This window comes from Massilia orientalis, assembly GCF_030411975.2.
Classification (GTDB): domain Bacteria; phylum Pseudomonadota; class Gammaproteobacteria; order Burkholderiales; family Burkholderiaceae_D; genus Telluria; species Telluria orientalis.
Genome location: NZ_JASNRB020000035.1, coordinates 1 through 20,239 on the forward strand (window position 1 = coordinate 1; position 20,239 = coordinate 20,239).

At 67.0% G+C, this 20,239-nt stretch carries 16 protein-coding genes and 1 pseudogene; 10 read left to right on the top strand and 7 right to left on the bottom strand.

Features of this window, described 5'->3' with window-relative positions; all coding sequences use genetic code 11:
* Window positions 1–160: 160 nt before the first annotated feature.
* From cphA to QPK29_RS30820, 5 genes and pseudogenes are all read right to left on the bottom strand, one after another.
* A complete protein-coding gene (gene cphA, locus QPK29_RS30800; protein ID WP_160410860.1) occupies window positions 161–2,752 on the bottom strand; it encodes a cyanophycin synthetase in 2,592 nt (863 codons plus the stop codon).
* Complete coding sequence (locus QPK29_RS30805; protein ID WP_371771702.1) at window positions 2,749–3,681, bottom strand: cyanophycinase; 933 nt, start codon at window positions 3,679–3,681, stop codon at window positions 2,749–2,751. The genes cphA and QPK29_RS30805 overlap by 4 nt, the downstream gene beginning before the upstream one ends.
* The gene (locus QPK29_RS30810) at window positions 3,678–4,592 is read right to left on the bottom strand and encodes an isoaspartyl peptidase/L-asparaginase (RefSeq protein ID WP_371771703.1); all 915 of its coding nucleotides are present in this window, start codon (window positions 4,590–4,592) and stop codon (window positions 3,678–3,680) included. Before QPK29_RS30810 ends, QPK29_RS30805 begins: the two co-directional genes overlap by 4 nt.
* Before the next feature lie 230 nt (window positions 4,593–4,822).
* A complete protein-coding gene (locus tag QPK29_RS30815) occupies window positions 4,823–5,275 on the bottom strand; it encodes a DUF2244 domain-containing protein (RefSeq protein ID WP_371771704.1) in 453 nt (150 codons plus the stop codon).
* 16 nt (window positions 5,276–5,291) lie between these two features.
* Window positions 5,292–6,898: pseudogene (locus QPK29_RS30820) on the bottom strand (cytochrome c oxidase subunit I).
* A gap of 100 nt (window positions 6,899–6,998) precedes the next feature.
* On the opposite strand from QPK29_RS30820, the gene QPK29_RS30825 reads away from it, so the two are divergent.
* From QPK29_RS30825 to QPK29_RS30840, 4 genes are all read left to right on the top strand, one after another.
* Window positions 6,999–8,249: an Hsp70 family protein gene (locus QPK29_RS30825; protein ID WP_371766922.1), complete on the top strand. Its 1,251-nt coding sequence runs from the start codon at window positions 6,999–7,001 to the stop codon at window positions 8,247–8,249.
* 28 nt (window positions 8,250–8,277) lie between these two features.
* Window positions 8,278–8,913 carry a 3'-5' exonuclease gene (locus QPK29_RS30830; protein ID WP_371771705.1) on the top strand — a complete coding sequence of 212 codons (636 nt, stop codon included), beginning with the start codon at window positions 8,278–8,280 and terminating at the stop codon, window positions 8,911–8,913.
* Window positions 8,914–9,108: 195 nt separating this feature from the next.
* Window positions 9,109–10,524 carry a tetratricopeptide repeat protein gene (locus QPK29_RS30835; protein ID WP_371771706.1) on the top strand — a complete coding sequence of 472 codons (1,416 nt, stop codon included), beginning with the start codon at window positions 9,109–9,111 and terminating at the stop codon, window positions 10,522–10,524.
* Window positions 10,525–10,866: 342 nt separating this feature from the next.
* Window positions 10,867–11,010, top strand: a complete 144-nt coding sequence (locus QPK29_RS30840; protein WP_156403778.1) for a hypothetical protein — start codon at window positions 10,867–10,869, stop codon at window positions 11,008–11,010.
* Window positions 11,011–11,080: 70 nt separating this feature from the next.
* Here the strand turns inward: QPK29_RS30840 and QPK29_RS30845 are convergent, their stop codons facing one another.
* Window positions 11,081–11,650 carry a helix-turn-helix domain-containing protein gene (locus tag QPK29_RS30845; protein ID WP_056129496.1) on the bottom strand — a complete coding sequence of 190 codons (570 nt, stop codon included), beginning with the start codon at window positions 11,648–11,650 and terminating at the stop codon, window positions 11,081–11,083.
* A 134-nt stretch (window positions 11,651–11,784) separates the two neighbouring features.
* On the opposite strand from QPK29_RS30845, the gene kbl reads away from it, so the two are divergent.
* The 6 genes from kbl (at window position 11,785) to moaD (ending at window position 18,747) form a co-directional block, all read left to right on the top strand.
* A complete protein-coding gene (kbl, locus tag QPK29_RS30850; protein ID WP_371771707.1) occupies window positions 11,785–12,990 on the top strand; it encodes a glycine C-acetyltransferase in 1,206 nt (401 codons plus the stop codon).
* 99 nt (window positions 12,991–13,089) lie between these two features.
* Window positions 13,090–14,052 carry an NAD-dependent epimerase/dehydratase family protein gene (locus QPK29_RS30855; protein ID WP_371771708.1) on the top strand — a complete coding sequence of 321 codons (963 nt, stop codon included), beginning with the start codon at window positions 13,090–13,092 and terminating at the stop codon, window positions 14,050–14,052.
* Between the two features lie 192 nt (window positions 14,053–14,244).
* A complete protein-coding gene (locus QPK29_RS30860; protein ID WP_371771709.1) occupies window positions 14,245–15,621 on the top strand; it encodes an L-serine ammonia-lyase in 1,377 nt (458 codons plus the stop codon).
* 146 nt (window positions 15,622–15,767) lie between these two features.
* Entirely contained in the window at window positions 15,768–17,249 is a 1,482-nt protein-coding gene (thrC, locus tag QPK29_RS30865; RefSeq protein WP_371771710.1) for a threonine synthase, read from the top strand.
* Window positions 17,250–17,272: 23 nt separating this feature from the next.
* Window positions 17,273–18,481 carry a molybdopterin molybdotransferase MoeA gene (locus QPK29_RS30870; RefSeq protein ID WP_056129524.1) on the top strand — a complete coding sequence of 403 codons (1,209 nt, stop codon included), beginning with the start codon at window positions 17,273–17,275 and terminating at the stop codon, window positions 18,479–18,481.
* 8 nt (window positions 18,482–18,489) lie between these two features.
* Window positions 18,490–18,747 (top strand): molybdopterin converting factor subunit 1, encoded by a 258-nt coding sequence (gene moaD / locus QPK29_RS30875; RefSeq protein WP_371771711.1) that lies wholly within the window; start codon window positions 18,490–18,492, stop codon window positions 18,745–18,747.
* Window positions 18,748–18,868: 121 nt separating this feature from the next.
* Here moaD and dctP read toward each other — a convergent pair whose 3' ends face one another.
* Window positions 18,869–19,888: a TRAP transporter substrate-binding protein DctP gene (gene dctP, locus QPK29_RS30880; protein WP_056129480.1), complete on the bottom strand. Its 1,020-nt coding sequence runs from the start codon at window positions 19,886–19,888 to the stop codon at window positions 18,869–18,871.
* Between the last annotated feature and the right edge of the window lie 351 nt (window positions 19,889–20,239).

Here is a 20,239-nt window from a genome sequence, read left to right on the forward strand (position 1 = left end):
TGTGCCCGAAGGGTTTGAACCCGAACAAGGCCATCGGCAAGATCAAGGAATTGCTGGTACGCCGCGCGATCTAAACCGTCGTCCCCGCAAAGGCGCGGATCCATACTGACCCAGTTGGGACACTCAGTATGGGTTCCCGCCTGCGCGGTAACCACGGCTCCTATACTGCCTCTGCCTCGATCCTGCTCGCCGTCGCGGGCGATGTCGGCCGGATCGCTTCCGTCAGCTCGGTGAGCGCCGAGCCGCAGCCGAACACCAGTACGTCGCCCGGCTCGCAGCGCGCGAGGCCGGCGCGGATCGCCTCGTGCACGTCCAGCTCCACCTGCAGGTGATCCGTCTCGTACTTCCCGAGGCGCGCACCCTGCACGAGCAGCGCGGCCACCTCGCCGGCCGCGCGGCCCCGGTTCTCCGTCTCGTACACGACCAGCTCGTCGAAGCCGGCCGCGCACGTCTCGCCGATGGCGACGAGGTCTTCATCGCGGCGGTCGCCCGGCGCCGCGACGACGCCGACGAGGCGGCCCGGCGTCAGCGCGCGTGCCGTCTCCGCGAGCGCGGCATAGGCGGCCGTGTTGTGGGCGTAGTCGAAGATGACGGTCACACCGTCCACGTCGAACACGTTCGAGCGCAGCGGGTTGTGCTTCCAGTCGGAGACGAACGTGCGCAGGCCGGCCGCGATCTCGATATTGCCGAAGCCCGTCGCGCTGAGCGCGGCGGCGGCGGCCAGCGCGTTGGCGATGTTGTAGCGCGCCGCGCCTTTCATCGTGCAGGGCATCGTGCGCACGTCCAGCAGCGCCTCGTGGCGCGTGCCGTTCGCCAGCACGATCGTGTTGTCTTCCAGGTAGACGCCGCGACCGCCGTTCTCCAGGTGGCGCAGCAGGACAGGGTTGTCCGCGTCGAGCGAGAAGTACAGGATCTCCACGCCATGCGCGAGCTCGGACGACATCGCGACGCAATGGTCGTCTTCCGCGTTCAGCACGACGGCACGGCGCGCCCGCTCGGCGATCACGAACTTCACGCGCGCGAGCTCCTCGACCGTGTCGATGCCGTCGAGGCCCAGGTGGTCGGCCGACACGTTCAGCACGACGGCGACGTCGCAGCGGTCGAACGCGAGGCCGCGTTTCAGGATGCCGCCGCGCGCCGTCTCCAGCACGGCGAAGTCGACGTCGGGCGACGCGAGGACGGTGCGCGCCGAGCGGTACCCGGTGCAATCGCCTTTCACGATCCGTTCGCCGTCGATGTACACGCCTTCCGTCGTCGTCACGCCCGTGCGCAGGCCCGCGAGGCGCGTCACGTGCGCGATCAGGAGGCTGGTCGTCGTCTTGCCGTTGGTGCCCGTCACGGCGACGACCGGAATGCGGCCGTCGTCCTCGCCGAACAGCGCGTCGACGATGGCGGCGCCAGCGTCGCGCGGCGTCCCGCGGCTCGGGTACTGGTGCATGCGGATGCCCGGCGCCGCGTTGACTTCGATGATGCCGCCGTTCTGTTCGCGCAGCGGGCGGGCGATGTCCTGGCAGACGATGTCGATGCCTGCGACGTCCAGCCCGATCGTGCGCGCGGCGCGGATGCAGATGTCGCGGGTTTCTTCCGGCAGCAGGTCCGTCACGTCCTCCGCGGTGCCGCCGGTGGACAGGTTGGCGTTGCCGCGCAGGTCGACCACGCTGCCCTCCGCGGGGACCGAGTCCAGGTCATGGCCCTGGTTCGCCAGCACCTGCAGCGCGAGGTCGTCCAGCGGGATCTTCGTGAGGATGTTCGCATGGCCGTCGCCGCGCGCGGGGTTGCGGTTTTCGTTCTCGACCAGTTCGCGCACCGTCGACACGCCGTCCCCGGTCACGTGCGGCGGCCGGCGCCACGACGCGGCGGCCACCTTGCGGCCCGTGACGAGCACGCGATAGTCGCGGCCCTGCAGGAATTCCTCGACGATGACGTGGCGCCCGTATTTGCAGGCGAATTCGAACGCGCGCGCGATCTCGTCCTGGGTCGCGCAGTTGACCGTCACGCCCTTGCCCTGGTTCGCGTCCAGCGGCTTCACCGTCACCGGTCCCTTGATGCGGCGCGCCTCGCGCAGCGCCTGTTCGAGCGTGGTGACCGTGGAACCCGCCGGCACGGGGACGCCGGCCTGGTCGAGCAGCGTCTTGGTCAGCTGCTTGTCGCTGGCGATGCCGACGGCCACGTGGTTGGTCGCGCCCGTGATCGTCGCCTGCAGGCGCTTCTGGCGGCTGCCCCAGCCCAGCTGGAACAGGTTCGCTTCCTCGATCAGGCGCAGGCTCGGGATGCCGCGCCGGTGCGCGGCCGCCAGAACAGCCGCGGTGCTCGTGCCGATGGCGTGGCGGTGTGCGGTGTCGCGCAGGTCGTCCAGCGCGGCGTCCAGGTCGAACGGCACATGGCCCGCGCATGCATCGATCAGCGCGGCCGCCGTGCGCAGCGCCTGGCCCGCGACCTGTTCCACCGTGTAGCCGCAGACGACGCGACCCTGTCCCGGCCTGGCGGGATCGGTCTTCGTCATGCCGAAGGTGCCAGGCGCGCCGGCAAGGCGCTGCAATTCCATCACGACGGGTTCGAGCGCTTCGTGCGCGGCCTGGCAGTCCGACAGGCGCGCCGCCGCTTCGGCCGGCATCGCCGGCAGGAGGGCCAGCAGGCGCGCGCCGAGGCCGGCCGCGTTCTGCTGGCCGGCGAGGTCGATCACGGCCAGCAGGCAGGGCGTCGCGGCATACAGGCTCGGGCCGCGCAGGAAGCGTTGTTCTACGATGTTCATGAGATCGGATTCCGTTTCGTGATGTTTTCCAGGAACTCGAGCAGGGGCTGCGGGATGCGCGGTCCGTCGCCACGGCTTGCGTCGTCGCCGTCATTGCCGGGTAGTGCGTATTTGCTGCCGGCCGGCAGCAGGTGGAGGCGGACGTCGATCAGTTCCGGCGTCTCGTGATTGGCGATCTCCGCCACGTTCGTCGACATCGTCCGGCCGTCGACGATGGTGACGGCGCCTTGGCCCACCACTTCGATGCCGACGCCGCGCTCGACGACGAGGGCCGTGTCCTCGTCGATCCCGATCCCCTGCAAATACGGGTTCTGGGCGACGACGGACAACAGCCGCGACAGCCGCTGGCGTTCGGAGAAATGCTGGTCGATGACGACCTTGTGCAGGAAGCCGAGACCCGCACCGAGGCTCACGGAACCCTTTTCGGGATGCAGTTCCGCGCGGCCCTGCGCGAGCATGTGGCCGGACATGGCGGAGGCGCCGGCGCTCGTGCCGCCGATACAGGCGCCGCGCAGCTTGAGCGCGGCGTGCATCGCGGCGTCCAGCGCCGTGCCGCCGATGACCGCGAGCAGGCGTTTCTGGTCGCCGCCCGTCATGAAGATGCCGTCGGCGTCGGCGACGTCGCGGATATGCCTGTCGTCGTTCGCGTCATGGCGGCTCTGCAGGTGCATGTGCGAGTGGCGGGTGACGCCCAGGTCCGCGAACGCGCGGTCATACGTGTCCCACATGTTCACCGCGACGCTGCTCGCCGCCGTGATGACGACGATCTTCGCGCCCGGCCCGCCGGACAGCTCGACGAAGCGTTTCAGGATCGCCATGTCGTTCTGCTTGTCTTCGCCCCCGCCGATGATGACGAGGTGGCCATGGCTCTTGGCGACCTGATCCGCCTGTTCCGCCAGGGCGATGGCGTTCTTGTCCTGTGCGGTCATGGTTGGACGATCCTTGCGTGGGGCATGTCCTGGTTGCTGTGCGCAGCGGCTTCGGTGCGCGTCACGGCAATCAGGCCGACGGGCACCTTCGGATCGAACAGGTCGACGCCGCGCTGGAGGGCTTGTTCGAGCGGCATGCCGTCCTCGATCCAGCCGTACACCGTGCGCGCCAGCAGGTGGCGCACGATCTGTTCGCCGATGCCGGTGGCCGCGACGGCGCCCTCCGGGCCGGCATAGAAGCCGCTGCCGATGATCGGCGTGTCGCCCACGCGGCCGAGCAGCGACGGCGCCGAGCCGCCCGTGGACAGCGCGACGGCGAAGTGGCCGTCCGGTCCGCGCACGACGGCGCCGACGGTGTCGCATGCGGCGTGCGCGGGCAGGTCGAGCGGCGTCTGGTAATTCCAGAAGCGCAGGAAGGCTTTCGCTTCTTCCGAGATCCCGGGCATCGCGGGCACGCTGCCCGCCAGTTCGCGCACGACTTTCTCGTGCGCTTGGCGCTGGTGGTCGGAGATGGTGGTGTGCGTCGGGTGGCCGATGGCGGCGGCGAAGCGGGCGGCGCCGTCGCCGGCCAGCAGCCAGTGCGGTGTCTCGGCAACGGCCCGCGCCAGCAGCACGGGGTTCCTGACGCCCTGCACGCAGGCGACGGCGCCGAGGCGGCCGCGCGTGTCCATGATGGAGGCGTCCATCTCGACGGTCGCGCCGTCCAGGCACAGGACCGATCCGCTGCCGGCATTGAAGCGGCCGTCGTCTTCCATCGATACGACCGCCGCGATGGCGGCCTCGAGCGCGTCGGCGCTGATGGCCAGCTCCTCGACGGCCCGCTGCGCGGCGCGCTCGCAGCCGTCGTCGTACGCGCGCGGGCTGCCGGCGCCGCCGTGCACGACGATTGCATATCCTTGCGTAACGCTCATGTTGTTCTTCTCTCCTGGGAAACTTGCGCAATGGGCGCACCAACGCGGTGCGGCAAAGCAGATACCGCATTATGCAAAACATAAAAAAATAGAAACATCGGTCGCGTTGCCGTGTGGTTGTCGGACGCGGCTTACACGGATCAGCTCGACGAGAAAGCCGTCCGAAGGAGTGGGAATGCGGATATCCCAGCTTGCTTCGTTTCAGCCAGGAATGTCTTGACAACGTTGCGCTACCGCATCGCGGACACGCTGCGCAGCGCCTGGCGCAGTTCGCGCGCCACCTGGCGGCGCCGGGAATCGTCCACGAAGCGTCCAATCTCCACCTTGACCCCGCGCGATTCCAGCTGGATCAGCGTGCGGCGGCGTTCGTCCGGCACGACGACGCGGGTCCACAGGGGATCGAGCCGCACGAGTTCCCGGTGGTCGGCCTGGACGCAGGTGACGAGCAGGCCGGACTCGGACAGGGCGATGCGCTCGTGGTCCGTCGCGTGGCGCGCATAGACGAGGAGGGCGAGCCCCACGAGTGCCAGTTCGAGCAGGGAAAACGCGAGGACGAACCAGATGCCGTGGAGGAGAAAGCCGAGCGCGACGGCGAGCGAGCCGAGACACAGGACGGCATACGCGCGCGCGACCTGGCGCGGGGACAGGGAGCAATTGCGCCGCAATGTCCATTCGCGCGTCATGGACGCACTCCCGGGTTCACTTGACGAGCGGCGGCGTCTCGAACGTGTGGAAGGGCGCCGGGCTGGGGACGGTCCATTCGAGGCCTTCCGCGCCTTCCCACGGCTTCGGCGGCGCAGGCGCGCCGCCGCGGATGTTCGGAATCACGACCCGGAACAGCCAGTACACCTGCGACAGGCCGAACAGCAGGGCGCCGACGGACGTGATGGCATGGAAGTCCGTGAACTGGACGGGATGGTCGGCGTAGCGGCGCGGCATGCCCGCCAGCCCGAGGAAGTGCATCGGGAAAAAGGTCACGTTGACCCAGACGAGCGAATTCCAGAAGTGAAAAGGCCCCCGTCGTTCGTCGATCATGTGTCCGGTCCATTTCGGCGCCCAGTCGTAATAACCGGCGTCCAGGACGATAGCTACCCCGCCGCCAGCACGGAAAGAAAATGTGGAAAGTGCGCGACCACGTAGTAAGTATCCTGCACCTGGACGTCGATCGGCGCCACGGAGAGGATGAGGCCCGTGAAGCCGCCGATCGTGAACACCCAGATGAAGCCGACGGCGAACAGCATCGGACTTTCGAAACTGAGCGACCCCTTCCACATCGTGGCGACCCAGTTGAACACCTTCACGCCCGTTGGGACGGCGACCAGCATCGTCGCATACATGAAGAACAGCTGGCCCGTGACGGGCATGCCGGTCGTGAACATGTGGTGCGCCCACACGATGAACGAGATGATGGCGATGGCGGCGGTCGCATAGACCATCGACGCGTAGCCGAACAGGGGCTTGCGCGAAAACGCCGGAATGACCTGCGAGATGATGCCGAAGCGGGGCAGGATCATGATGTAGACCTCGGGGTGGCCGAAGAACCAGAAGATGTGCTGGTACATGACGGGATCTCCGGCGCCGGCCGCGTTGAAGAACGTCGTGCCGAAATGGCGGTCGGTGAGGATCATCGTGACGGCCGTCGCCAGCACCGGCATCACGGCGATCAGCAGGTAGGCGGTGATCAGCCACCTCCAGCAGAACATCGGCATCTTCATCAGCGACATGCCGGGCGCGCGCAGGTTCAGGATCGTCGTGATGATGTTGATGGCGCCCATGATGGACGACACGCCCATCATGTGCACGGCGAAGATCGTCATGTCCATCCCCGGGCCCATCTGGACTGACAGGGGCGGGTACATGGTCCACCCGGCCGCGTTGGCGCCGCCGGCGACGAAGAACGAGCCGACGAGCAGGATCGCGGCGGGCGGCAGCAGCCAGAACGAGAAATTGTTCATGCGGGCGAACGCCATGTCGGCCGCGCCGACCTGCAGCGGCACCATCCAGTTCGCGAAGCCGACGAAGGCGGGCATGATGGCGCCGAAGATCATCACGAGGCCGTGCATGGTGACGAACTGGTTGTACAGCTCCGGCTGGAAGAATTGCAGGCCGGGCTGGAACAGTTCCAGCCGGATCAGCAGGGCCAGCACGCCGCCGACCATGAACATGGTGACGGAGAACCACGGGTACAGCGTGCCGATGTCCTTGTGGTTCGTCGCGAACAGCCAGCGCCGCCACCCGTGCGGGTGCGCGTGCGCGCCGGAATGGCCGCCGGGGGCGTAATCGGAACTGCCTGCCGTCGTCGTCATGTCTGCTCCGTTGGCGTCGTGTGCATGAGACAAGCCGGGCCGGCGTTGGTTCCGCGGCCGGAATCTGGTAACATCTCGCCCCTTTCATCGAGAGACTTCCATGGCCAACGCTTGCGGCGTCGATTTCGGCACGTCCAATTCCACCGTCGGCTGGGTGCGGCCCGGCCAACCCACGCTGCTGCCCCTCGAGGACGGCAAGGCGACCCTGCCGTCCGTCGTGTTCTTCAACGCGGACGACGAGCAGGTGCGCTATGGCCGCGCCGCCCTGGCCGACTACCTGGAGGGCTATGACGGGCGCCTGATGCGGTCGCTGAAGAGCCTGCTGGGCACCAGCCTGATGGATGGCCAGACGGAAGTCGCGGGGCGCGCGTTGCCGTTCCGTCAACTGCTGGGGCATTTCATCGGCGAGGTCAAGCGCCGCGCCGAGCGCGAGGCGGGCCGCGGTTTCGACCGCGCCGTGTTCGGCCGCCCCGTGTACTTCGTCGACGACGATCCGGAGGCGGACCGCCTCGCCGAGGACACGCTCGCCGACATCGCCCGTTCCGTGGGCTTTGCCGAGATCGGCTTCCAGTACGAACCGATCGCGGCCGCGTTCGACTACGAATCCCGCATCGAACGCGAGGAGCTGGTGCTGATCGCCGACATCGGCGGCGGCACGTCCGACTTCTCGCTCGTGCGCCTGGGGCCGGCGCGCGCGAACCGCCTGGACCGCCGCGACGACATCCTCGCCACCGGCGGCGTGCACATCGGCGGCACGGACTTCGACAAATACCTGAGCCTCGCGTCCGTCATGCCGCTGCTGGGTCATGGCAGCACGCTGCTGTCGGGCGCCTCGGTGCCGTCGAGCTATTATTTCAACCTGGCGACGTGGCACACGATCAACCAGGCTTATACGCGCAAGAGCGTCGCGCAGCTCGCGGACCTCGTGCGCGATGCGGCCGAGCCGGACAAGCTCAAGCGCCTGCAGCGCCTCATCGACGACCGCGCCGGCCACTGGCTCGCGATGCGCGTGGAAGAAGCGAAGATCGGCCTGTCCGACACGCCGGAAGTGGCGCTCGACCTCGACCGCCTCGAACCGCCCGAACTGCTGCGCATCCACCGCGACCTGTTCACGGGCGCGATCGCCGGCATGATCGACAGCGTCGGCGCGACCGTGCAGCGCCTGCTGGACGAAGCGGGCATCGGGCCCGAGCGCGTCGATACCGTGTTCTTCACGGGCGGCTCCAGCGGCGTGGCGAGCCTGCGCGAGCGGATCGCCGCCATCGTCCCGGACGCGCGCCGCGTCGAGGGCGACCTGTTCGGCAGCATCGGCGCCGGACTGGCGATCGACGCCGCCCGCAAGTTTGGTTAACGCGATCTGGTTGAAGAAAGGAAGTACCGTGTTCGAACGTCCCATCGTCATGCTCGACTTCGAGACCACCGGCCTGTCGCCCGGCGCCGGCGACCGCATCACCGAGGTCGCGGCCCTGCGCATCGCGGACGGCCGGATCGTCGAGCGCTACGTCTCGCTGGTGAACTGCGGCGTGCGCGTGCCGTCGTTCATCACCCAGCTGACGGGCATCACGCAGGCGATGGTCGACGGCGCGCCGCCGGCCACCGAGGTCGTGCCCGCGCTCATCGACTTCATCGGCGACGACGTGCTGGCCGCGCACAATGCCAGCTTCGACGAAAAATTCCTCAAGGCCGAGGGCGCGCTGCTCGGACACGGTTGCCGGCATGCCGGGCTCGTGTGCTCGCTGAAGCTGTCGCGCCGCGTGTTCCCCGGCATGGCGAGCTACAAGCTGGGCCAGTTGTCGCGCGCGCTCGGCATCGTCTTCAAAGGCAACGCCCACCGGGCCGAGGCCGACGCCGAAGCGGCCGCCCAGCTGCTGCTGCATATCGGCCGCCACCTCGGCGACGCCTACGGGTTGGCGGGCGTCGATCCGGACCTGCTCGTCGCGCTGAACCGCGTGGCGGCGGCGAAGGTCGACGCGTTCATGGGCGTGTACGCGTCCGGGCGGCGCGCAACGGCCTGATCCGGCCTCTTATTTCCTGCACGCAGTAGGGCTTCGTCGCGTGGCACTGTCCCCGCCGGCCGAGCCGTCGCGCCGGCGTCGTTTTTGCCGTCGTCCATCCCCTCCACGTTGGCGCAAGTCAAATCCGTAATGCATCTCGTCATTACACTTTTTGCAATTCTTTGACCTCAACGCGAGTCCGTCAGGAGCTACCGCATGCACAGTCACGAGTCCCTCCCGCGCGCCGGCGCGCTCGCCTGGTTCGCCCGCGCCGCCGCGTGTGGCGATGCCTATGCGCAGTTCAACCTGGGCATGATGTACAAGGAAGGCGACGGTGCCCCGCAGGACGACGTCGCCGCCTGCCGGTGGCTGGAGCGGGCCGCGCGCCAGCGCCTCGCGTTCGCCCAGAACCACCTGGGCAGCATGTATTTCCTGGGGCGGGGCGTGGCGCAGTCCGACGACGAAGCGGCGTACTGGTTCGGCCTCGCCGCCGCCCAGGGCGACGCGTCGGCGCAGCAGAACCTGGGCGACCTGTACCGGGCCGGGCGGGGCGTCGTGCGCGATGCCGCCGAGGCGGTCGCCTGGTACTACAAGGCCGCCGAGCAGGACCTGCCCAGCGCCCAGCGGCTGCTCGGCACGTGCTACCGGGACGGCGAGGGCGTGGCGCGCAGCCTGCCGCTCGCGATGGCGTGGTTCCGCAAGGCCGCGCTGCTGGACGATGCCGAGGCCGCCGTCTTCCTCGGCCTGATGTACCGCGGCGGCGAGGGCGTGGCGCGCAGCGAGGCCGAGGCGCTGTACTGGTTCCGGCGTGCGGCCGCGCGCGGCCATGCGCCGGCGCAGCGCCTGCTGGGGCTCGCGTACCTGGTGGGGCATGGGTTGCCGTTCGACGCGCAGGGCGCGCGCGCCTGGCTCGAATGCGCCGCCGAGCAGGGCGACGCGGAAGCGCAGTTCAGCCTCGCCCAACTGCTGGGCGCGGCCGACGCGGAGGCGCTCGCGGGCGCGGGCGATGGGGCGCGCTGGAGCGGCCCCGCGCTGGCGTGGACGCTGGCCGCGGCCGAGCAGGGCCACGTGCTGGCCCAGGTGAACCTGGGCAACCGCTACACGTTCGGGCGCGGCGTTGCGCGCGATCCGGAGCAGGCCTTGTACTGGTACCGGCGCGCGGCCGAGCAGGGCGCCGCGAAGGCCCAGTTCACGCTCGGCGTGATGTACGCGAACGGCCAGGGCGTGCGCCGCGACGAGGCGCTGGCGGCGGCGTGGTACCGGCGCGCCGCCGAGCAGGGCGACGCGAGCGCCCAGAACAATCTCGGCGTCATGTATGCGAACGGCCAGGGCGTGGCGCAGGACGACGCGCAGGCCGTGCACTGGTACCGGCTGGCCGCCGAACAGGGCCACGCGCTGGCCCAGTACAACCTGGGCGGCATGTACAACAGCGGCCGCGGCGTCGCGCGCGATACCGTGCGCTCGTACATGTGGATGCTGCTGGCGGCCGACGCCGGCGACCCGGCCGCCGGCGCGAACAAGGCGATCGTCGCGCGCCGCCTGTCGGAGGAACAGATCGCGAGCGCGGACGACATGCGGCGCCGGTGGCAGAGTGCCCGGTCGTACGCGGGACCGGAGCGGCGTGCCGCGTGAGTCTCGTGGTGTTGTCGTCCTGACAGCTGAGGCGGGTTCTCGTGCTCAGCGGCATCCGCCGACAACCCATCGTCGCGCGGGCAAGCCGACGAGCAAGCAGATCGAGGAAGTGGCCGACCGTTGGGGCTTCCTGACGAAGGCGCTCGACGTGGAGGTGTCGCCCACCGCCGCGGGCGGCGCGGAGATATAAGCTTGCGTGATCCCTGCTGTCATCGCACGCAATATGACAGCGGGGAGTCATCACAAAAACGTATCGTGGTGATCGAAAAAGGAAATTGGATTGATATCTGCCGGCGGCGTACACTGGATTCATCACTGAACGAAATGATGAATGGAGTTGCCATGAACGCCACGACCACGATCCCGACCTCGACCCGCCTGACCGCTGAGAGCAAGCTCGGCCGTCTGTTCCGCGCATTCTGCCAGGAAGCCCGCCGCGCCATCGAAACCGTCGGCGCGTCGTATCGCCATACGCCGCCGCTGTAAGCGCGAGCCGCAGGTATTACGGGCGCCCAGGCGCCAGGAATGAACCCCGCCGTGTGCGGGGTTTTTTCATTTACCGGTGCACAACCACCAGCAAGGCCTTCGCCTCCGTCTTGCCGGCATTCCGGATGGCATGATTCTGGTCGGCCGGATAGCGCGCCGTCGCACCGTGCTTGATTTTTCGCTTCTCGGCCCCGACCTCCAATTCCACCGTCCCAGTTACCACGGTCAAATGCTCATTGGTACCAGGATCATGGGCCTGCGACGCCAGTTCGCCGCCCGGCTGCAACGTCAGTTCATACCATTCATACTTGCCGGCAAGGTCCATCGGTCCCAGGATGCGCAGCGAGTAGCCCGCGTGGCTGCCGGGCAAGGTGGGGATTTCGTGGGCGTCGACGACACGGATCAGGTCGACGGCGCGCACTTCGGACGATAGTAATTCGCCGATCTGCACGCCGAGCGCATTGGCCAGGCGCCACGTGATGGCGATGGTGGGGTTGGCCTTTTCGCGTTCGATCTGCGACAGCATCGATTTGGAGACGCCGGCGATGCGCGACAGGTCTTCCAGGGTCAGGCCGCGCGCGAGTCGCAGCCGCTGCAGGGTGGCGCCGACTTCCGGCGGAGCGCTGGTATTGTTGTTCATGGAGCTTGCTTGCCAAGTTCAATGGCTGGGAGTAATATTCAATATATTGAATTTCTGTTCGAAATATAGAACAAGTTCCATACATCGAACGAATCCACACTATACCATTCGCCAACCGACAAGGACGAGGAAACATGAGCGATCAAGCATTCTATAGCGGCCTCCAGCAGAAACTCGACACGCTCAAGACCGAAGGCCTGTTCAAGCCCGAACGCGTGCTCGCTTCGCGCCAGGGCGCCGAAGTGGTCGCCGAGGATGGCCGCACGCTGATCAATATGTGCGCCAACAACTACCTCGGCCTGTCGGGCGACCCGGAGACGCAGAAGGCGGCCGAAGCGGCGCTGCAGCGATACGGCTACGGCCTGTCGTCCGTGCGTTTCATCTGCGGCACGCAGACGGTGCACAAGGAACTGGAACGCAAGCTGTCGGAGTTCCTCGGCACGGAAGACACGATCCTGTACGCCGCCGCCTTCGACGCCAACGGCGGCGTGTTCGAGCCGCTGTTCGACGAGAACGACGCCATCATCTCGGATGCGCTGAACCACGCGTCGATCATCGACGGCGTCCGGCTGTGCAAGGCCGCGCGCTACCGCTATGCCAACAATGACATGGCCGACCTGGAACAGCAGCTGCAGGCCGCGACGGACGCGGGCAAGCGCCACAAGATCATCGTCACGGACGGCGTGTTCTCGATGGACGGCACGATTGCGCAACTCGACAGGATCGTGGCGCTGGCCGAACGATATGGCGCGCTGACGATGATCGACGAGTCGCACGCGTCCGGCTTCATGGGCAAGACGGGGCGCGGCACGCACGAGCACTGCGGCGTGATCGGCAAGATCGACATCATCACGGGCACCCTGGGCAAGGCGCTGGGCGGCGCGATGGGCGGTTTTACCTCGGGCCGCAAGGAAGTCATCGAGACCTTGCGCCAGAAATCGCGTCCGTACCTGTTCTCGAACACGCTGGCGCCGATGATCGCCGGCGCGTCGCTCGCGGTGCTGGACCGCATCGGCAAGTCGACCGAGCTGCGCGACCGCCTGCACGAGAACACCGCCTATTTCCGCCGCGAGATCGAACGCATCGGCTTCACCATCAAGCCGGGCACGCACCCGGTGGTGCCGGTGATGCTGTTCGACGCACCCGTCGCGCAGAAATTCGCGGCCCGCATGTTCGAACTGGGCGTGCTGCTGTCGGGCTTCTTCTACCCGGTGGTGCCGATGGGGCAGGCGCGCGTGCGCGTGCAGCTGTCGGCCGCGCATACCCGCGAACAGCTGGACAAGGTGCTGGGCGCCTTCGAGCAGGCCGGCCGCGAACTGGGCATCCTCAAGGCCGCCTGACCGCGGCCGCTGGACCATCGATCGACCGGATGCGCCGCCCACGAAGCGAAGCGCCGGGAACCGGCTCACGAAGCCGCACAAAGAGCAAGGGAAACAAGCATGGAACGCATCCTCATCATCGGCGCCAACGGCCAGATCGGCAGTGAACTGGTGACCGCCCTCGCGCAGCAGCACGGCGCGGCCAACGTGATCGCGGCGGACATCGGCACCGACAATATCTACGGCGCCGCGCGCTACGTCCGCGTCGACGTGCTCGACAAGGACGCGGTGGCGCGCCTGATCGCCGACGACGACATCACCCAGGTGTACCAGCTGGCGGCGCTGCTGTCGGCCACGGGCGAAAAGGCGCCGTTGAAGGCGTGGACGCTGAACATGGACGGCCTGCTGAACATCCTCGAGATCGCGCGCGAACGGGGCGAAGCCGGCAAGCCGCTGAAGGTCTTCTGGCCGTCCTCGATCGCCGCGTTCGGCCCGAACACGCCGAGTGTATCCACGCCGCAGTACACGATCATGGACCCGACGTCGATCTACGGCATCAGCAAGCTGGCCGGCGAGCGCCTGTGCGAGTACTACCATGCGAAGTACGGCGTGGACGTGCGCAGCATCCGCTACCCCGGCATCATCAGCTACAAGTCGCCCCCGGGCGGCGGCACGACGGACTACGCGATCGCGATCTTCCACGCGGCGCTGCGCGGCGAGACGTATGAATGCTTCCTCGGCCCGGAAACGACGCTGCCGATGATCTACATGCCGGACGCGATCCGCGCCACCATCGAGCTGATGGACGCGCCGGCGGAGCAGGTCGTCATCCGTTCCTCGTACAACGTGGCCGGCGTGTCGTTCAACCCGCGCGAACTGGCCGCCGCGATCCAGAAAAAACTGCCGGCGTTCCGTATCGCATACCAGCCGGACAGCCGCCAGCAGATCGCCGATTCCTGGCCGAAGAGCCTCGACGACAGCCGCGCGGCCGCGGACTGGGGCTGGAAGGCGCGCGTCAAGGTCGACGAGATGGTCGAGGACATGCTGGCCAATGTCGATGTCGGGATGAGCAAGGCGGCTTGAGTACACTATGCGCATGTGTGGATTCACCATAAGTGGACAACATATGCACCGTCATTCCCGCGAAGGCGGGAATCCGAGCTGAGCTGGCATTGCCGATTCAGCATGGATTCCCGCTTCCGCGGGAATGACGCTTTTTGAGGGCGGCGTCCACGAGACGTTTCAACAGCCCGCTACACAACAAGGAGACAGCTCATGGACATGAGTGTATTTGACCTGTTCAAGGTCGGCATCGGGCCTTCCAGCTCGCACACCGTCGGCCCGATGGTGGCCGCGCGCCGCTTCCTCACCGAATGCGGGCCGCTGGATGACGCGGTCGGCGTCGAAGCGCATCTGTACGGCTCACTGGCGCTGACGGGCATCGGCCACGCCACCGACAAGGCCGTGATCCTCGGCCTGATGGGCGAGACGCCGCAGGACGTCGAGCCGGACGCGGTCGAGGACAAGCTCGCGGAAGCGGAACTGGACGGCGTGCTGAACCTGCTCGGCACGCAGCCTGTGCCGTTCACCCGCGCCACGGGCCTCGTGTGGCACAAGCAGTCCACGCTGCCGGACCACCCGAACGGCATGCGCTTCGTCCTGAAGCTGGCGGACGGCAGCGTCATCGAACGCATCTATTATTCGGTCGGCGGCGGCTTCATCACGGCGCCGGGCGAAACGCAGGCGGCGCGCGAGACGGTCGCGGTGCCGTTCCCGTTTTCGACGATGCGCGAGCTGCTGGAGCAGGGTAGCCGCGACGGCCTGACGATCCCCGCCATGCTGCGCGCGAACGAGTGCGCGCGCATGACGAACGACGCGCTGGATGCGGGCCTGGACCGCATCTGGGCAGTGATGCGCGGCTGCATCGAACGCGGCCTCGTCATGGAAGGCGAGTTGCCGGGTGGCCTGAACGTCAAGCGCCGCGCGGCGAAGCTGTGGCGCCAGGAGCGGGCGGCGCGCAACGCGACGAACCACCTGCCGCACGACGCCGTCAACCAGGTCAGCCTGTACGCGATGGCCGTCAACGAAGAGAACGCGGCCGGCGGCCGGGTCGTGACGGCGCCGACGAACGGCGCGGCCGGCATCATCCCGGCCGTGCTGCGCTACTACGCCGAGGATTGCCGTCCGAGCGATGCGCGCCGCGGCATCCACGACTTCCTGCTGACGGCGGCCGCGATCGGCATGCTGTGCAAGAAGAACGCGTCCATCTCCGGCGCCGAGATCGGTTGTCAGGGCGAGGTCGGCGTCGCGTGCGCGATGGCGGCGGCGGGACTCGTCGCGGCGCTGGGCGGCACCAACGGCCAGATCGAAAACGCGGCCGAGATCGGTATCGAACACCATCTGGGCATGACCTGCGACCCGATCGGCGGCCTCGTGCAGATCCCGTGCATCGAGCGCAACGGCATGGGCGCGATCAAGGCCATCACGGCGGCGTCGCTGGCGATGAAAGGCGACGGGACGCACTTCGTCAGCCTGGACGACGTCATCGAGACGATGCGCCAGACGGGATTCGACATGCAGGCCAAGTACAAGGAGACGTCGCTGGGCGGCCTGGCGATCCACGTGGTGACGGTGAATCACGCCGCGTGCTGATGCAAACGGTGGGCTTTCACGCCCGCCGCATTGCAGTGCATCATTTTCCAACGAAATAACAAAACAATATTCGGTAAAAAGACAATATTGCTCGTCCGGACTATAATAAATATCCAACGCCAGCCAACCCCGATCTTTTCTATCGTATGCAATATGTGTCCACCCGCGCAACGAGCGCGTCCGCTGCACGTAATCCCCAACAATTTTCCGACATCCTGCTGGGCGGCCTGGCGCCGGACGGCGGGCTGTATCTGCCCGAACAGTACCCGCAGGTCACCAGCGCCGAACTCGACGCCTGGCGCAAGCTGTCCTACGCGGAACTCGCGTACGAGATCCTGCGCAAGTTCGCGACCGACATTCCGGATGCGGACCTGAAGGCCCTCACGGCGAAGACGTACACCCCGGAGGTCTACAAGAACGCCCGCGCCGACGAGTCCGCCAGCCAGATCACGCCGCTGCGCGTGCTGGAACAGTCGCCGGAACGCACGCTGATCCTGCAAGGCCTGTCGAACGGCCCGACCCTGGCCTTCAAGGACATGGCGATGCAGCTGCTGGGCAATCTGTTCGAATATGCGCTGGCGAAGAATGGCGACGAGCTGAACATCTTCGGCGCCACGTCCGGCGACACGGGCAGCGCGGCCGAATACGCGATGCGCGGCAAGCGCGGCATCCGCGTGTTCATGCTGTCGCCGCACAAGAAGATGAGCGCGTTCCAGACCGCGCAGATGTTCAGCCTGCAGGACCCGAACATCCACAACATCGCCGTCGAAGGCGTGTTCGACGATTGCCAGGACATGGTCAAGGCCGTGTCGAACGACCTCGAATTCAAGGTCCGCCAGAAGATCGGCACCGTGAATTCGATCAACTGGGCGCGCGTCGTGGCGCAGGTCGTGTACTACTTCCGCGGCTACCTGAGCGCGACGACGTCGAACGACCAGAAAGTGTCGTTCACAGTCCCGTCGGGTAATTTCGGCAATATCTGCGCCGGCCACATCGCGCGCATGATGGGCCTGCCGATCGCGAAGCTGGTCGTCGCGACGAACGAGAACAACGTGCTGGACGAATTCTTCCGCACGGGCGTGTACCGCGTGCGTAAATCGTCCGAAACGTACCACACGTCGAGCCCCTCGATGGACATCTCGAAGGCATCGAACTTCGAGCGCTTCGTGTACGACCTCGTCGGCCGCGACGCCGACCGCACGCACGCGCTGTTCCGCAAGGTCGACACGCACGGCGGCTTCGACCTGTCCGGCGCGCCGGGCAGCGACGGCGACGAATTCAAGCTGGTCGCGAACTATGGGTTCCAGTCGGGCTGCTCGACGCACGAAGACCGCCTCGCGACGATCCGCGACGTGTTCGACGACTACGGCATCACCATCGACACGCACACGGCCGACGGCATCAAGGTCGCGCGCGAACACGTCGAACCGGGCGTGCCGATGATCGTGCTGGAGACGGCGCTCGCCGCCAAGTTCAACGAGACGATCCTGGAAGCGCTGGGCACCGATGCCGCCCGTCCGGCCGGCTTCGAGGACATCGAAACGCTGCCGCAGCGCTTCGTCGTCATGCAGCCGAACGTCGCCGAGATGAAGCAATTCATCGCGGCGCATACGGGGCTCGCCAAGTGAACCAGCCTGCGCGCAGGCCCCTGATGCCGGTGCGCGAGGCGCTGGACTTCCTGCTGGCGGCGGCGCGTGCCGTCGACGGCGTCGAGGACGTCGACACGCTTGCCGCCAACGGCCGCGTGCTCGCCTGCGACCAGGTGTCGGGCTTGAACGTGCCGTCCGCGGACAACACGCAGATGGATGGCTATGCCGTGCGCGCGGCCGATTGCGCAAGCGGATCGGCCACGTTGCGCATCGCCCAGCGCATCCCGGCCGGCACCGTCGGCCAGCCGCTGGAACCGGGCACCGCCGCGCGCATCTTCACGGGCGCGCTGATTCCGGAGGGCGCGGATGCCGTCGTGATGCAGGAACAGTGCGAAGCGAACGGCGACCAGGTCACCATCAAGCACGTGCCGCAATCGGGCGAGTGGATCCGCCGCGCCGGCGAGGACATCGTCGCCGGTGCCGTGATCCTGCCGGCCGGTACGCGGCTGCGCAGCCAGGAGCTGGGACTGGCTGCCTCCGTCGGCCTCGCGCGCCTGCCCGTGCGCCGGCGCGTGCGCGTGGCCGTGTTCTTCACGGGCGACGAGCTGGCGATGCCGGGCGAGCCGCTGGCGCCGGGCGCCATCTACAACTCGAACCGTTTTACCTTGCGCGGCCTCCTCGAAAACCTCGGTTGCGAGATCAGCGACTACGGCATCGTGCCCGATTCGCTGCAGGCCACGCGCGACACCTTGCGTGCCGCGGCCGCAGAGCACGACCTGATCATCACGTCGGGCGGCGTCTCCGTCGGCGAGGAAGATCACATCAAGCCGGCCGTGGAAGCGGAAGGGCGCCTGAACATGTGGCAAATCGCCGTCAAGCCGGGCAAGCCGCTGGCGTTCGGCGAAGTGCATCGTGAAGGGGCGGGCTCCGCGTTCTTCCTGGGCCTCCCGGGCAATCCGGTGTCGAGCTTCATCACGTTCCTGCTGTTCGTGCGGCCGTTCCTGCTGCGCCTGCAGGGCGTCACGGGCGCCATGGCACCGAAGGCGATTCCGCTGCGCGCGGATTTCGACTGGACGAAGCCGGACCGCCGCAACGAATTCCTGCGTGCCCGCGTCAACGACGCCGGCGGGCTGGATCTGTTCCCGAACCAGGGCTCCGGCGTGCTGACGTCGACGGTATGGGCCGACGGCCTGATCGACAATCCGCCGGGCCAGGCGATCGCGAAGGGCGACATCGTGCGCTTCATTCCGTTCGCGTCGCTGCAGTACTGAGAGATGTCATGAAAATCAATCTGCGATTCTTTGCCAGCGTGCGTGAAGCGCTGGGCACGTCGGGCGAGTCGGTGGACCTGCCTGCGGACGTGGCGACCGTGGGCGCCGTGCGTGATTTCCTGATTGCGCGCGGCGGCGTGTGGGCCGAAGCCCTCGCGCACGAGCGGGCGCTGCGCATGGCGTTCAACCATGTGATGTGCGAAGCGGGGACGCCGGTGCAGGAGGGCGGGGAAGTGGCGTTCTTCCCGCCAGTCACCGGCGGATAATGCACGTCGTTCCCGCGAAGGCGGGAATCCATTCACAGCTTCCGAAGCCGCAAACACGTATCACTGGTACTGCTGTCGGGGGCTCAGTATGGGTCCCCGCGTTCGCGGGGACGACGGTGGATTAGACGATCGTCTTCTCCGCCAGCGCCAGCAGCTTCGCGCAATTCGCATTGCGCTCCCCATAGTCGCGCCACGCCGTCGCGCGTGCGAGCTCCTGCCATTTGCGCAGCGAGTCCTGGTTCAGGTCGACCGTGCGCCCGCCGGCACCCTGGAACAGCGCGGCCACGGCCGCATCGTCCTGCTGGGCCGATTTGCGCGCGAACGCTTCCAGGTCGGCACCTACCGCCAGCAGCACGGCCTGCTGGTCCTTCGGCAGGCGCTCGAAGGCGGCGCGCGACATCAGCAGCGGTTCCAGCATGAACCAGTAAGTGCCGCCGCGCGCGGTCGTCACGGATTTGCTCACTTCGTCGAGGCGGAATGAGATCAGCGACGACGACGACGTCATGGCCGCGTCGAGCTGGCCCTTTTCCATCGCGCCCTTGATGTCGTTCGACGGCAGCGTGACGACCGTGGCGCCGGCTTCCTTCAGGATCATGTCCATTTCCGGCGAGCCGCCGCGCACCTTCAGGCCGGCCGCGTCTTCCGGATCGACGATCGGCTTGCCGCGCGACGCCATGCCGCCGGCCTGCCAGATCCAGCTCAGCATGATCAGGCCCTTGTCGGCCAGCACGCGATTGAATTCCTTGCCGATCTCTTCGTTCTTCCACGCATAGCCCTGTTCGTACGAGGTGACGAGGCCGGGCATCAGGCCGATGTTCACTTCGGGCAGGTCGGCGCCGGCGTACGACAGCGGCACCAGCGAGATGTCCAGCGCGCCCTTGGCCAGGGCGGGGATCTGCGCATCGCTCTTCATCAGGGTGGAGCGGGGGTAGATCGAGAATTTGACTTTGCCTTTGGTCCGCCGCTCCGTCTCGGCCGCGAACATGCGGCACAGGCGGTCACGGAAATCACCTTCGGCGACACTGCCGCCGGGGAATTGATGGGAAATCTTGAGGTTCGTGGGCTGGGCCCATGCAGCGTGCAACAAGAGCGGACTGGCCGCAATTCCAACCAGCATTGTCCTACGGGTGATAACCGACATACACATCCTCCAAGATGATATTGCGGACTACCGGACGAATCGTGGACGCCTCTTGACGACCGCCATGGGCGTACATCGTTCGAGCTTTTTACATTTTTTGTAGCCTATAAGAATAGGCTCAGCAGTGGCCTTGTCAAGAAAATATTGCGCTGAAAAACCATGCAGCGCAGCATAAACACAGGCTGCACAAGGGCGCCGTCAAGGGCGCAGTATCGCGCCGCAGAGTCGAGGAGGTTTGCGCTGGATCTGAAGTGCGGCGTGCTGCGGCGCCGCGAATGTGACATCCGTCGCCAGGCGGTCGGCGGCGTTTTTTGACAGATCATGCAGGGTGGGACATGCGCCCTGCATGAC